Genomic DNA, 14354 nt, shown 5'->3' on the forward strand with positions numbered 1-14354 from the left:
CGCTGCCATCAACCGGCGGCCGATTTGCGGCCGCCGGGTTGCGGGCGGAGGAACCTACATCTGCACTTCGATCAGGCGCGGACCGTATTCGGCGTTCGCCTCGGCCAGCGCGGCATTGAACTCGTCGGCCGAGGTGACGGCGCGGCCGGGAACGCCCATGCCCTTGGCCATGGCGACGAAGTCGAGCGTCGGGCGGTCGATCTTGAGCATGTCCTGGGCGCGCTGGCCCGGCTCGCCGGCGCCGACGCCGTCGAACTCGCCGCGCAGGATCTGATAGATCCTGTTGGCGAACACCACCGTGACGACGTTGAGGTTCTCGCGCGCCTGGGTCCACAGCGACTGGATCGTGTACATGGCGCTGCCGTCGCCGACGAGGCACATCACCTTGCGATCCGGGCAGGCCACCGCGGCGCCGGTCGCCACGGGGGTCGAGAAGCCGATCGAGCCGCCCATGTTCTGCAGCCAGTCATGCGGCTTGGCGGCCGCCGTCGGCGGGAAGAAGCCGCGGCCGGTGGTGATGGATTCGTCGACCACGATCGCGTTCTCCGGAATCGCATAGGCGATCGCCTGCGCGATGGTGGCGTGGTTGAGCGCCCCAGTGGGCTTGATCAGCTCGGCGAGCGGCTGCGGCTTGACGTCCGCGGCCTTGGCGCCGAGATGGCCGGCGAGCGCCTCGAGCGCGGCGGCCGAGTTCTCGCCCCAGGCCGTCATGCGGTGGACCTCGGTGCCCTCGGCCTTCAGCATGCTCGGCTTGTTCGGATAGGCGAAGAAGGCGACGGGGTCGTTGGCCTCGACCAGCACGATGTGCTTGTAGTTCTTCAGGATCGGCAGCGCCTGCTCGATCACGTAGGGAATGCGGTCGATCGAGAACCGCCCGGCGCCGCGGGCCATGCGCGGGTGATAGGTCTGGCCCATCACGCGGCAGCCGGTCTTGCCGGCGATCTGCTGAGCGAAGGTCAGCGCCTGCTCGGTCAGCGCGCCCGCGGTCATCAGCACCAGGGTCTCGGGACCGTGGGCATGCAGGATCTTGGCGGCCTTCTCGACCGCATCGGCCGAGTAGCTCGGGCGCTGAGCCTCCCCCGGAACCTGGGCGACGCCGTCGGCCTCGTTCCAGGCGGTGTCGGCGGGCAGGATCAGGGTCGCGATCTGCGGCGGCGCGCTCTTGGCGGCGGCGATCGCCGCGGCGCCGTCGGCGGCCACGGCCTTGGCGCTCGGCGAGGTCCGCACCCAGTCCGACATCGGCCGCGCCAGGCCCTCGATGTCCGAGGTCAGCGGCGCGTTGAAGCCGATGTGGTAGGTGGCGTGCTGGCCGACGATGTTGACGATGCCGGAGCGCGCCTTCTTGGCGTTGTGCAGATTGGCGAGGCCGTTGGCGAGCCCGGGGCCGAGATGGAGAAGCGTCGAGGCCGGCGTGCCCTTCATGCGGAAATAGCCGTCGGCGGCGCCGGTGACCACGCCCTCGAACAGGCCGAGCACGCAGCGCATGCCCTCGACACGGTCGAGCGCGGCGACGAAGTGCATCTCGGACGTGCCCGGATTGGTAAAGCAGACGTCAACGCCCCCCGCGACCAGGGTCCGCACCAGGCTTTCCGCACCGTTCATCCTATTCTCCTGCTGATTCCGCGCGCCATTTGCAATGCTGGGCAGATCAATCATTGTTCGCCCGCGGCGTCAAAGGGGCTGGCCGCATTGCTGCCATCGCCACGGTGCTCATGCGCGGGCTTGGCTAACAGGATGTTGGTCCAGGACGCGGGCGATTTTCCGTGGGATTTGGGTCACGGACCGTCGCCACATACCGGCCTCACGCCGCCGTGGGTTGCGAAGTGCAACCGTTTATGGCCTGTCTGCGAACGGAATTGATATTTGCCAGGGGATGGAAATGAAGCGCTGTTTGGCTTTGGGAATTGCTGCGGTGGCGTCGGTGGCAAGCGCCGGAATGGCGCGGGCGGAAATGTTCGACACCAGGGACATCTTCGGCGGCGGGCCGAACTTCTACCAGGGCGCCGTCAGCCCGATCCCGCGCGAGACCGTGATGTTCCAGAGCCAATATGCGCCGGGCACCATCATCGTGAACACCAGCGAGCGCCGGCTCTATCTGGTCCTGCCCGGCGGCCAGGCGCTGCGCTACGGCATCGGCGTCGGCCGCGACGGGTTCCGCTGGAGCGGCGTGCACCGCATCACCGCCAAGAAGGAATGGCCAGCCTGGACCCCGCCGTCGCAGATGCTGCGGCGCCGGCCCGACCTGCCGCGCCACATGGCCGGCGGCATCGAGAACCCGCTCGGCGCGCGCGCGATGTATCTCGGCTCCACGCTGTACCGAATCCACGGCTCGAACGAGCCCGAGACGATCGGCCAGGCGGTATCGTCGGGCTGCTTCCGCATGACCAATGACGACGTCGCCGACCTCTATGACCGCGTTTCGGTCGGCACCACCGTGATCGTCAAGAACTGAGCGCCGCACGCGGCCGCGACGATGAAGCAACGTCCCAGCGCGCATCCTCGCCAGGAGCGGCCCCGCTCCTGGCGCCCCGTGCGGAGCGCGGTGGTGGCCGCGCTGGCTGCGCTCGTGACCATGCCGCTGCCGGCGTCCGCCGCCGAGATCCCGGCGATCGCCGCCCGCCAGCGCGTCGAGAAGAAGAGCTTCACCGACGCCGAGATCACCGACGGCTTCTTCAAGACCGCGTTCGGCGCCGAGTATCACCTGGCGGGCCGGGTCGACCGCATCCGCAAGTACAGCGCGCCGGTGCGGGTGTTCGCCGACGGCCGCCGCGCCGACCGCAAGGCGCAGCTCGCCAAGGTCGTCAGCGACATCGCCGCCCGCATCCGCAACCTCGACATCGCGATGACCGAGACCGACGGCGACGCCAATGTCCGCGTCAAGCTGGTGCGCGACCGCGACCTCTACCACACCATCAGCCAGGCCTATGGCAGCGAGCGCGCGCGCGAGATCAAGACCTCGCTGGATCCGCAATGCCTGTCCGGCTTCCGCAAGAACGAGGCGTTCGAGATCGAGCGTTCCGACGTCATCCTCACCGTCGACAACGGCGATTTCGTCTTCCTCGATTGCGCCTATGAGGAGCTGCTGCAGTCGCTCGGGCCTATCAACGACACCGCGAGCGTGCCCTGGACGATGTTCAACGACAACGTCTCGATGGGCTATTTCGACGTCTACGACCAGTACATCCTCAACATGCTGTACGACCCGCGCGTCAAGGCCGGCATGACGCTCGCCGAGGTCAAGGCCGTGCTGCCGGACGTGCTGACGGATGTGCGGGCCTGGGTGAGGAAGACCAACAATCTGGCGGAGTGAGAGGGGTTGAGTTCGCGGGGGGTCTTGGTCCTTAGTTGAGGTTCCTATCGCGCGTCAAACTCTGGTGTCGTCCCGGCGAACGCCGGGACCCATACGCCGCGGCCCTGCGATGAAGCACGCTGGGCGAGACCTTCTTCCAACAATCAAACTCGGTGGTTATGGATCCCGGCGTTCGCCGGGACGACACCGGTTTTGCCGAAACGGACCCGGCAACTCAGTAGCGGCGGCGGCAACTCCGCTACTTGCAAATCCCCTTCAACGCCCGCCATTCTTCCGCGCTCAGCAGCGGCGGGCCGCTCGGCGGCCGGTCTTCGGCGCGCATGCGGGCGAGACGGTCCTCGCTGAGCGGATGGCTGGCCCACAGCGACGGGCGCTTGCCGTCCTCCTTGCCGGTGATGCGGAACAGCAATTCGCCCATCGGGCGCGTCGGCCGTCCGAGCTTGTGCATCACCTCGATCGCGAAGCCGTCCGCGGCCGCCTCCGCCTCGCGCGAATAGGACGCGTTGATCATGGCCCGCGAGGCGAAGACCGCCGCGCCCGCACCGGTGACGTCGCCGAACAGCAGGCCGATCAGGAACGAGCTGCCGCCATTGTGGATCAGCTGCCGCAGGTTGTCGCGATGCTTGAGGTGGCCGAGCTCATGCGCCAGCACGCCGGCGACCTCGTCGGGGTCGTTGGCCTTGTCGAGCAGCCCCCTGAACAGGAAGAACCGCCCGCCCGGCAGCGCGAAGGCGTTGGGGATCGGCGTGTCCAGCACCTGCGACGCGATGCCGTCGTCAAGGCCGGCGGGGCGGCGCAGCGCCGTCACCAGCTTGGCGAAGGCGGCCTGCCCGGCCGCCTCGGTGCAGAGCTTGTCGCCGAACACGGTCTGGATCTGCACCACGGCGGCCTCGCCGAGATGCCGCTCCATGGTCGGCGGCACCAGCGGCGTCAGGCGGTCGGAGGCGAACGGAATCACCACCAGCACGACGGCGACGATGGAGGCCGCGGCCGCCAGCGACCAGCCGACGATGCGCGCGATGGCGCCGCGGGTCATCCTGTTCTGGTCGATGTGGCCGCAACGCGCGATCAGTTCGGCCGACAGCGCCGCGTCGCGGATCTCCAGCCGCGCCAGCGGCGACGCCGACAGGCAGCTTACGCGCAGCGTGCCGCTCGGCCCATCGACGCGGCGGATGTCCTCATAGGGCCAGGAGACGAAATTGTCGGCGCTGCGCATCACCAGCTGGTTGGCGAAGCCGATCGTGACCGTCTGCCGCCGGTTGGATAGTCCGTCGAAATAGACCGCGGGGCCGCCGAGCGGAGCAGCCGGCTCGACCGGCGTGGCGTTGGCTGGCGCAGCAGCGCCCGCCGGCCCGGGATCAGAATCCGGCGACGTCGAGTCCATCGGCAAACCCTTCGCCGAGCGCGCTGGCCAAATCGCCCTTGGCAGCGACATTGGCCATGGCCTCGATGCCATGCACGTGAACCGACTGCAGCACCTTCGCCCACATGTCGCGCACCAGATAGAGCCGCATCACGACGTTGAGCGCCAGGATCCAGGCGATGTAGCCCAATCCGACCAGCACCAGCATCGGCACATTGTCGGACAGCGCCTGCACCTGAGGCAGGCCGTCGCTTCCCGGCCCCAGCAGCTTGATCATCAGCGCGGCGACGCCGCTGAAATAGGCGCCGGAGGCGATCGACAGCAGGAACCACCAGCCGATCACCTTCCAGTAGAGACCGTAGAAGGCATTGTTCGGCAGGTCCGATTCCAGCCGCACGCCGCCGAAGCGAATGCCCGACAGCCACCATCGCCACTCGATCGCTTTGAACTGCGCATAGACGAATGGAAACAGCGGAAACAGCAGCAGTGCAAACGGCGCGACCAGCCACAGATACCAGGCGCGCTTGAAGAACTCCCAGCCGCGTCCCTCGAAATCGCCGCTGAGATCACCGTAATGCGAATGCCGCATCTTGTAGCGCTCGAGCGCGGCGGCGCGCCACGGCCAGGCCAGCCCCAGCGTGACCACCGCCAACAAGGTCCACAGCATGGCGCGGCCGGCATAGGCCCAGCCCGAACCCGTCATCCAGAACCGGATGCCGCGCCAGACCGTGCGCGTCAGCCGGTAGCGGCGCGCGCGGAAGATGGCGAACTGGCCGAAGGCGTAGAAGGCGATCACCAGCGGCACGCTGGCGAAGCCCTGGTAGCGCTCGGCCTCGACGCCGATGAGGAAATAGGCGAGATAGATCGGGACGAGGATCGCCATCGCGAACAGGAAGCCGATCAGGAGCTCCTTGCCGCGCCCGGTATATTCGGCGGCATCACCATCGACAGCCGTGTTGACCCAGAGATGCCGGCGGATGTCGGTCGCGAGCCAGAAGCGGTAGAAGCCCAGTGTGATCAGTTCGATAGCCGCCCCGCGGCTGACCAGCCGGAAGAACTCGCCACGCGCCCCCGAGAAGGTGGCGGTGAGAGGCGGAAGCGGCGGCGGCTGCTCCGGAACGTAACTCATCTGGTTCACGGCTCAGGCCTCCGACACACGCAAAAAGATCTACAATATGCCTCGATGGTTCGTCGCCGGGACGACTCCGAGGTTCGACGCATTTTCTACTTAAGTCGGCCGGAAAAAAACACCGGCCTGGGTGGGGATGATTAAAATATCTGCAACTGGCCGGTTGGCGAACGCATGTCCCGCATACGCCAACCGTTCGGTCGGCGCCTCAGGACGTCTTCTCGAACAATTCCCGCCCGATCAGCATGCGGCGGATCTCGCTGGTGCCGGCGCCGATCTCGTACAGCTTGGCATCGCGCAGCAGCCGCCCGGTCGCATAGTCGTTGATGTAGCCGTTGCCGCCGAGCAGCTGGATCGCGTCCAGCGCACATTGCGTCGCCTTCTCGGCGGCGAACAGAATGGCGCCCGCCGCGTCCTCGCGCGTGGTCTCGCCGCGATCGCAGGCCTTGGCCACTGCATAGACATAGGCGCGCGCGGCGTTCATCGTCGTATACATGTCGGCCACCTTGCCCTGGACGAGCTGGAAAGTGCCGATCGGCTGGCCGAACTGCTTGCGCTCGTGCACATAGGGCAGCACCGCGTCCATGCAGGCCTGCATGATGCCGAGCGGACCCGCCGCGAGCACTGCGCGCTCGTAGTCGAGGCCCGACATCAGCACGTTGACGCCGCGGCCGACCTGCCCCAGCACGTTCTCCTCCGGCACCTCGCAATCCTCGAACACCAGCTCGCAGGTGTCGGAGCCGCGCATGCCGAGCTTGTCGAGCTTCTGCGCGGTCGAGAAGCCCTTCATGCCCTTCTCGATGATGAACGCGGTGATGCCGCGCGGGCCGCCTTGCGGATCGGTCTTGGCATAGACCACGAGCGTCTCCGCGACCGGACCGTTGGTGATCCACATCTTGTTGCCGTTGAGGACGAAGCGATCGCCTTTCTTTTCGGCGCGCGTCTTCATCGACACCACGTCGGAGCCGGCCTGCGGCTCGGACATCGCCAGCGAGCCGACATGCTCGCCCGAGATCAGCTTGGGCAGATATTTGCGCTTCTGCGCCTCGTTGCCGTTCCGGCGGATCTGGTTGACGCAGAGGTTGGAGTGGGCGCCGTAGGACAGGCCGACCGAGGCCGAGGCGCGCGAGATCTCCTCCATGGCGATGCAGTGCTCGAGATAGCCGAGGCCCGCGCCGCCATACTCCTCCTCGACCGTGATGCCGTGCAGGCCAAGCTCGCCGATCCGCGGCCAGAGGTCGCGTGGAAACTGGTTGGAGCGGTCGATCTCGGCGGCGCGCGGCGCGATCTGCTCCTGCGAAAAGCTCGCCACCGTCTCGCGGATCGCGTCCGCGGTCTCGCCGAGATCGAAATTGAACATGCGCTGCGCGTTGGCGATCATGGGGCGGCCTCCTGCTAGTCTTCTGCTTTGCAACAATAGCTCAAAGCCATATTCCGTGGCGTGGCGCTTGTCACGCCCGACGTCCGGCCGAACACCAGCCTTGCAACGCAAGACTTGACGGGTCAGCCCCCGTCAAACTCGGCGCTTGCCCCGCGCTCCCGGGCAGGATGTAATCGCGCCAAGCATCGCCGGACAGCGCGAATCCGGCCATCAGGGAGACGTCCATGCACGGGACCAGCACGACGGCCGAGGCACATCGTCACGCCGCGAAGGGCGAGCGCGTCATCGACGCTGCCGCCGGCCGCGCCGCATCGCTGCCGCTCGCCGAATTCGACCCCGGTCATCCGGAGTTATTCCGCACCGACACGCACTGGCCCTATTTCGACCGGCTGCGCCGTGAGGATCCGGTGCACTACTGCAAGGAATCGATGTTCGGCCCCTACTGGTCGATCACCCGCTACGACGACATCATGGAGATCGAGACCAATCACGCGGTGTTCTCCTCGGCGTCCGCGCTCGGCGGCATCACCATTCGCGACGTCGATCCGGATCTCCGCCGCGAGAGCTTCATCGCGATGGACCCGCCGCGCCACGCCGCGCAGCGCAAGACCGTGGCACCGATGTTCACGCCGACACATCTCGACGAGCTCGCGATCAACATCCGCAAGCGCTCCGCCGAATGTTTGGACAATTTGCCTGTCGGCGAGGTGTTCGACTGGGTCGATCGCGTCTCGATCGAGCTGACCACGCAGATGCTGGCGGTGCTGTTCGACTTCCCCTGGGAAGACCGCCGCAAGCTGACGCGCTGGTCGGACATCGCCACCACGATTCCCGGCCCCGACGGGCTGGTAGCGACCGAGGACGAGCGGCAGGCGGAGCTGATGGACTGCGCGCGCTATTTCGGTCGGCTCTGGCAGGAGCGCGCCAGCCAGCCGCCGAAGAGCGACCTGCTGTCGATGATGGCCCACAGCGAGGCGACGCGGAACATGGACCCGAAGAACTTCCTCGGCAACCTCGTGCTGCTGATCGTCGGCGGCAACGACACCACGCGCAACACCATGTCCGGCAGCATCTATGCGCTCAGTCAGAACCCTGATCAGTACCGCAAGCTCAAGGACAACCCTGCGCTGATCGACAGCTTCGTGCCCGAGGTCATCCGCTGGCAGACCCCGCTCGCCCACATGCGCCGCACCGCGCTGGAGGACATCGAGTTCCGTGGCAAGCAGATCAGGAAGGGCGACAAGGTCGTGATGTGGTACGTCTCGGGCAACCGCGACGAGGCGTCGATCGACCGCCCCTACGACTTCATCATCGACCGCGCCCGTCCGCGACAGCATCTGTCGTTCGGCTTCGGCATCCACCGCTGCGTCGGCCTGCGACTGGCCGAGCTGCAACTCAAGATCATCTGGGAGGAGATCCTGAAACGCTTCGATCATATCGACGTGATGGACGAGCCCAAGCGCGTCTATTCCAGCTTCGTGAAGGGATATGAGACATTGCCGGTCACGATTGCGGCTTAAGTTGTGTTTGAAGGCGAATCCAATTGGCGCCGGCTCGAACGGTCCAGTAGCTGTGCGATACAGTGCCCTCTCCCCTTGTGGGAGAGGGCATTTCCGGCCCATCCGCGCACTCGGTTGGGTGAGGGGTATCTCTCAGCAAACCACCCTCGTGGAGGCATACCCCTCACCCAACCGAGTTCGCAGGACTTTCCTACATGTCCTCTCCCACAAGGGGAGAGGACACATTCATGAGCACCGCGCCTGCCGATCCACAACGGGCGCAATGATTATTTGAACAAAAGGACCACCTCATGACCGTCCAGGCCGCGCTACGTTCCGACAAGGCCGATCTGCTGCGCGACGCGCGCCTCGAGGCCTATGCGACGCCGATCGAGGACTTCCATCCCGGCGCGCCCAGGCTGTTCCAGAGCGACACGATCTGGCCGTGGTTCGAGCGGCTGCGCAAGGAGGCGCCGGTGCACTACTGCACCAAGGCGCCGATCGAGCCCTATTGGTCGGTGACGCGCTATCACGACATCATGCATGTCGACACCAACCACGCGCTCTTCTCCTCGGACGTCAGCAATGGCGGGATCATGATCCGCGACGTGCCGCCCGGCTACGAATGGCCGAGCTTCATCGCGATGGACGAGCCTCGCCATAGCGAGCAGCGCAAGACGGTGCAGCCGATGTTCACGCCGGAGCATCTCGACGAGATGGCGGTGCTGATCCGGCAGCGCTCGGCGAAGGTGCTGGATTCGTTGCCGCGCAACGAGACCTTCAACTGGGTCGAGAAGGTCTCGATCGAGCTGACGACGCAGATGCTGGCGACCCTGTTCGACTTCCCGTTCGAGAAGCGCCGCAAGCTGACGCGCTGGTCGGATGTCTCGACCGCGCTGCCCAAGAGCGGCATCGTCTCGTCGGAGGAGGAGCGCCGCCGCGAGCTCGCCGAATGCGCCGAGACCTTCGGCCGGATGTGGAAGCAACGCCAGGCCGAGCCCGGCCGCGACCTGATCTCGATGATGGCGCATAGCGAGGCGACGCGCCACATGACGCCGGACAATCTGATGGGCAATCTCATTCTGCTCATCGTCGGCGGCAACGACACCACCCGCAATACGATGACCGCCTCGGTGCTGGCGCTGAACGAGAACCCGGCCGAGTATCAGAAGCTGCGTGACAATCCGGCGCTGATCGAGACCATGGTGCCCGAGGTGATCCGCTGGCAGACGCCGCTCGCCCATATGCGGCGCACGGCGCTGGTCGATACCGAGCTCGGCGGGAAGACAATCAGGAAGGGTGATCGCGTCGTGATGTGGTACGTCTCGGGTAACCGTGATGATGAGGTGATCGAGAACCCCGACGCCTTCATCATCGACCGCAAGCGGCCGCGCATCCACCTCTCCTTCGGCTTCGGCATCCACCGCTGCGTCGGCATGCGGCTGGCCGAGCTGCAACTGCGCATCGTCTGGCAGGAGATCCTCAAGCGCTTCGACCGAATCGAGGTCGTGGGCGAGCCGAAGCGGGTCTATTCCAGCTTCGTGCGAGGTTACGAGTCGCTTCCTGTGAGGATTCCGGGGTGAGGGCCACGCCTGAGGCCCCCCACCTGTTCGATCGCCCGTCGTCGCAACCCGGCGGCGCGATTCGAGTTAGAAGCCGCGACTGAAATTGCCGTCAGCCCGCCCAATCTCGAGCGCTTGGGCCTTCGATACCCGATCGCGACACATGATGTATTTCAGAACCTGCGCGTCGGTCCCGGCACGATGGGCACGCCACATGTCGAGGGAGAAACCGTTCTTTGCCATGCAGGCTGAGAATGAGGACTGTCGTTGCGCTCTCTGGCGTTTGCAACGCTGGAAGCGAAGAGCGCGGTCGATACCAGGAAAAAACCAAGCAGTTTCATCAAATCATTCCCTTGAGATGTCATGTGAGATCAAACACGGGAACAATAGCCAGCACGATCGCAAGCATAAGCGTGGGGTTGCCCATAAAATCACGGGGAGACATGATGACCTCATGTGATGAGGCGCAACGCGTGCTTTGACCAGATCATTCCTCGCACCCTTTGCGGGTGCTCATTTACCGAAAGTCGTCATGGCAGTATCCGACCCGCCGACAACAGGCCCCGACTGGCCGCTTGCCATCTACGAGTCGCTGAAGGCCGCCGACGTCCGGCAACTCTGCTACGTCCCGGACGCCGGCCATTCCCGTCTGATCGGCCTTGCGCATGACGATCCCGCGATCGCCACCACGGTCCTGACCACCGAAGAGGAAGGCGTCGCGCTGTCCGCCGGCGCCTGGCTCGGCGGCCAGCGCGCGGTGCTGCTGATGCAATCGAGCGGCGTCGGCAATTGCGTCAACATGCTCTCGCTGCTTCCGAGCTGCCGCTTCCCGTTCCTCACTTTCGTGACGATGCGCGGCGAATGGGCCGAGTTCAATCCGTGGCAGGTGCCGATGGGAAAGGCCACGCAGGCCGCCTTCGAGATCATGGGCGTCACCGTGTTCCGGCTCGAGCATCCCGAGGACGCCGGCGAGATGGCGGCGGCCGCCGCCAAGCTTGCCTATGACAGCGAACAGCCGATCGCGGTGCTGATCTCCCAGCGCATGATCGGCGCCAAGAAGTGGACGGAGGCCAAGTGATGCGTGCCGCACTCGACCGCCGCGCCGCCGTGAAGGCGCTTTTGCAGGACCGCGGCGACCTCCTGGTCGTCAGCGGCCTCGGCTCATCGTCCTACGATGTGTTTGCCGCCGGCGACCATGATGCGAATTTTTACCTGTGGGGCGCGATGGGCGGCGCAGCCATGATCGGCCTCGGATTGGCGCTGGCGCAGCCGTCACGACCCGTCGCGGTCATCACCGGTGACGGCGAGCAGTTGATGGGGCTCGGCAGCCTCGCGACATCGGCTGCGAAGAGGCCGCGCAATCTTGCGATCGTCGTGCTCGACAACGCGCATTTCGGCGAGACCGGGATGCAGATGAGCCATTCCGGGCTCGGCGCAAATCTCGAACTGATCGCGACCGGAGCCGGCTTTCCCTCGGTCAGCACCATCGAGGACAGCGCGGCGCTCGACGCCTTTCGGCCGAAGCTGCAAGATCTGTCCGGGCCGCATTTCGCCCGCGTCGCGATCTCGACCGATCACGTCGACCGCGCGCTGCCCGCACGCGACGGTGTCTTCCTCAAGAACCGTTTCCGCGGTCATCTCGGATTTCCCGTCAGCTAGAACGCAGCCGCAGGCCGCCTGCTCTGTCGCTCCGGCAAGGCTGCTCGGCTGCAACGCTGGCATTCCAAGCTTGCCAAGCGTGACCCGCTTGGTCATAGGCTATCAGGAACAAGTCCGGGGAGAGAGCCCAGGCCGCGTCACGGCGGCCCGCGGAGCAACACATGACAGACCAGCATCAGCACGACGATTACGCCGACATCCGCGACGCAGTGGCCAAGCTGTGCGCGCAGTTCCCCGGCGAATACTGGCGCAAGCTCGATCGCGAGATGGCCTATCCTTCCGCCTTCGTCGATGCGCTGACGCAGGCCGGCTATCTCTCCGTGCTGATCCCCGAGGAGTATGGCGGCGCCGGATTGAAGCTGTCGGCGGCGGCGGCGATCCTCGAGGAGATCCAGCGCGCCGGCTGCAATGGCGGCGGCTGTCATGCCCAGATGTACACGATGGGCACGGTGCTGCGGCACGGCTCGGCCGAGCAGAAGTCCAAATGGCTGCCCAAGGTCGCCAGCGGCGAATTGCGGCTGCAGGCGTTCGGCGTCACCGAGCCGACCTCGGGCACCGACACGACCTCGCTGAAGACGGTCGCGAAGCGCGACGGCGACAGCTACATCGTCAACGGCCAGAAGATCTGGACCAGCCGCGCCGAATATTCCGACCTGATGATCCTGCTCGCGCGCACCACGCCAAAGGACCAGGTGCAGAAGCGCACCGAGGGTCTCTCCGTCTTCATCGTCGACATGCGCGAGGCCAAGAAGGCCGGGCTCACCATCCGCCCGATCCGGACGATGATGAACCACGCCACCACGGAAGTCTTCTTCACCGACATGCGCGTGCCGGCGGAGAACCTGATCGGCGAGGAAGGCAAGGGTTTTCGCTACATCCTCTCCGGCATGAATGCCGAGCGCATCCTGATCGCGGCCGAATGCGTCGGCGACGCCAAATGGTTCATCGCCAAAGCCACCGCCTACGCCAAGGAGCGCGTCGTGTTCGGCCGCCCGATCGGCCAGAATCAAGGCATCCAGTTCCCGATCGCCAAGGCCTATGCCTCGATGCGCGCGGCTGAGCTGATGGTGAAGGAAGCCACGCGCAAATACGAGGCCGGGCAGGATTGCGGCGCCGAGGCCAACATGGCCAAGATGCTCGCGGCCGACGCCTCGTTCGAGGCGGCCAATGCCTGCATCCAGACCCATGGCGGCTTCGGCTTCGCCGAGGAATACGACGTCGAGCGCAAGTTCCGCGAGACGCGGCTGTATCAGGTGGCGCCGATCTCGACCAACCTCATCCTCTCCTACGTCGCCGAGCACGTGCTCGGCATGCCCCGGTCGTATTGAGGTCTGCGATGCTGCCGCTTGAGGGAATCACCGTCATCGCCGTCGAGCAGGCGGTGGCCGCGCCGTTCTGCTCGTCGCGACTGGCCGATGCCGGCGCTCATGTCATCAAGATCGAGCGGCCCGAGGGCGATTTCGCCCGTGGCTATGACGCCGCCGCCAAGGGGCAGAGCAGCTACTTCGTCTGGCTCAACCGCGGCAAGAATTCGCGCGTCGTCGATCTCGCCAAGCCGGAAGGCCGCGCCGAGCTCGAGAAGCTGATCGCCGGCGCCGACGTGCTGCTGCAGAACCTCAAGCCCGGCTCGATGGACAGAATGGGCTTCGCCCGCGAGCGGCTGCGCAAGGACTATCCGAAGCTGATCTGCTGCACCATCACCGGTTACGGCGACACCGGTCCCTACGCCGACCGCAAGGCCTATGACCTGCTGATCCAGGCCGAGAGCGGGCTCGCCTCGATCACCGGCGGGCCGGATGGTCCGTCGCGCGTCGGCATGTCGATCGTCGACGTCGCCACCGGCGCGACGGCGCATGCCGCGATCCTGGAGGCGCTGATCAAGCGCGGCCGCACCGGCGACGGCGCCGATATCAGGATCTCGATGTTCGACGTGATGGCCGACTGGCTCACGGTGCCGCTGCTCAACGCGGAAGCCGGCAATGCGCCGAAGCGCATCGGCCTCGCCCATCCCTCGATCGCGCCCTATGGCGTGTTCACCTCGAAGGACGGCAAGGACATCCTGATCTCGATCCAGAGCGAGCGCGAGTGGAAGACGCTGTGTGCCAAGGTGCTGGACCAGCCGGCCCTGCCCGACGATCCGCGCTTCGCCAACATGGTCGCGCGCGTGCGCAATCGCAGCGTCACCGACGGCATCGTCGCCGAGCGCTTCGCGGCGCTGTCGCGCGATGAGCTGCTGGGCAAGCTCGCGAGCGCCGACATCGCCTTTGCCGAGGTCAACAGCATGTCGGATCTCGCGGTCCACCCGCATCTGCGGCGGATCGAGGTCGACACGCCAAACGGCGTCGTCAGCTATCCCGCACCGGCGGCGATCGTGGTCGGCGACGACAGGCGTTACGGCGCCGTGCCCGCGATCGGCGAGGCCGCCTCGCCCCATCAGCGAAAGGGATGATC

At 65.9% G+C, this 14354-nt stretch carries 12 protein-coding genes; 8 read left to right on the top strand and 4 right to left on the bottom strand.

All coding sequences use genetic code 11. The annotated features are described in order from the left end of the window. Positions 1–54: 54 nt before the first annotated feature. Positions 55–1602: an acetolactate synthase large subunit gene (locus ACQR1D_RS21470; protein WP_434838656.1), complete on the bottom strand. Its 1548-nt coding sequence runs from the start codon at positions 1600–1602 to the stop codon at positions 55–57. Positions 1603–1879: 277 nt separating this feature from the next. Between ACQR1D_RS21470 and ACQR1D_RS21475 the strand changes: the two genes are divergently transcribed. Both ACQR1D_RS21475 and ACQR1D_RS21480 read left to right on the top strand, forming a co-directional pair. Next, positions 1880–2452 (top strand): L,D-transpeptidase, encoded by a 573-nt coding sequence (locus ACQR1D_RS21475; protein ID WP_315803198.1) that lies wholly within the window; start codon positions 1880–1882, stop codon positions 2450–2452. A 120-nt stretch (positions 2453–2572) separates the two neighbouring features. Next, positions 2573–3310 (top strand): DUF2927 domain-containing protein, encoded by a 738-nt coding sequence (locus ACQR1D_RS21480; protein ID WP_316177662.1) that lies wholly within the window; start codon positions 2573–2575, stop codon positions 3308–3310. A gap of 238 nt (positions 3311–3548) precedes the next feature. On the opposite strand, the gene ACQR1D_RS21485 is transcribed toward ACQR1D_RS21480, so the two are convergent. From ACQR1D_RS21485 to ACQR1D_RS21495, 3 genes are all read right to left on the bottom strand, one after another. Continuing rightward, a complete protein-coding gene (locus ACQR1D_RS21485; RefSeq protein WP_434838655.1) occupies positions 3549–4694 on the bottom strand; it encodes a M48 family metallopeptidase in 1146 nt (381 codons plus the stop codon). Next, the gene (locus ACQR1D_RS21490) at positions 4669–5802 is read right to left on the bottom strand and encodes a DUF898 family protein (protein ID WP_316177660.1); all 1134 of its coding nucleotides are present in this window, start codon (positions 5800–5802) and stop codon (positions 4669–4671) included. Before ACQR1D_RS21490 ends, ACQR1D_RS21485 begins: the two co-directional genes overlap by 26 nt. A gap of 208 nt (positions 5803–6010) precedes the next feature. After that, positions 6011–7183, bottom strand: a complete 1173-nt coding sequence (locus ACQR1D_RS21495) for an isovaleryl-CoA dehydrogenase (protein ID WP_315803196.1) — start codon at positions 7181–7183, stop codon at positions 6011–6013. A 224-nt stretch (positions 7184–7407) separates the two neighbouring features. On the opposite strand from ACQR1D_RS21495, the gene ACQR1D_RS21500 reads away from it, so the two are divergent. The 6 genes from ACQR1D_RS21500 (at position 7408) to ACQR1D_RS21525 (ending at position 14352) form a co-directional block, all read left to right on the top strand. Then, positions 7408–8703, top strand: coding sequence for a cytochrome P450 (locus tag ACQR1D_RS21500; RefSeq protein ID WP_434838654.1), 1296 nt, complete (start codon positions 7408–7410; stop codon positions 8701–8703). A 290-nt stretch (positions 8704–8993) separates the two neighbouring features. Further along, complete coding sequence (locus ACQR1D_RS21505) at positions 8994–10265, top strand: cytochrome P450 (protein WP_434838653.1); 1272 nt, start codon at positions 8994–8996, stop codon at positions 10263–10265. Between the two features lie 511 nt (positions 10266–10776). Beyond that, complete coding sequence (locus tag ACQR1D_RS21510) at positions 10777–11322, top strand: phosphonopyruvate decarboxylase (protein WP_434838652.1); 546 nt, start codon at positions 10777–10779, stop codon at positions 11320–11322. Continuing rightward, positions 11322–11903, top strand: a complete 582-nt coding sequence (locus ACQR1D_RS21515; protein ID WP_316238090.1) for a thiamine pyrophosphate-dependent enzyme — start codon at positions 11322–11324, stop codon at positions 11901–11903. The genes ACQR1D_RS21510 and ACQR1D_RS21515 overlap by 1 nt, the downstream gene beginning before the upstream one ends. Before the next feature lie 161 nt (positions 11904–12064). Then, the gene (locus ACQR1D_RS21520) at positions 12065–13231 is read left to right on the top strand and encodes an acyl-CoA dehydrogenase family protein (protein WP_316238091.1); all 1167 of its coding nucleotides are present in this window, start codon (positions 12065–12067) and stop codon (positions 13229–13231) included. Positions 13232–13239: 8 nt separating this feature from the next. Further along, entirely contained in the window at positions 13240–14352 is a 1113-nt protein-coding gene (locus ACQR1D_RS21525) for a CaiB/BaiF CoA transferase family protein (RefSeq protein WP_434838651.1), read from the top strand. Positions 14353–14354 lie beyond the last annotated feature (2 nt).

It is taken from the genome of Bradyrhizobium sp. HKCCYLRH2047, from assembly GCF_051168175.1.
Classification (GTDB): Bacteria; Pseudomonadota; Alphaproteobacteria; order Rhizobiales; family Xanthobacteraceae; genus Bradyrhizobium.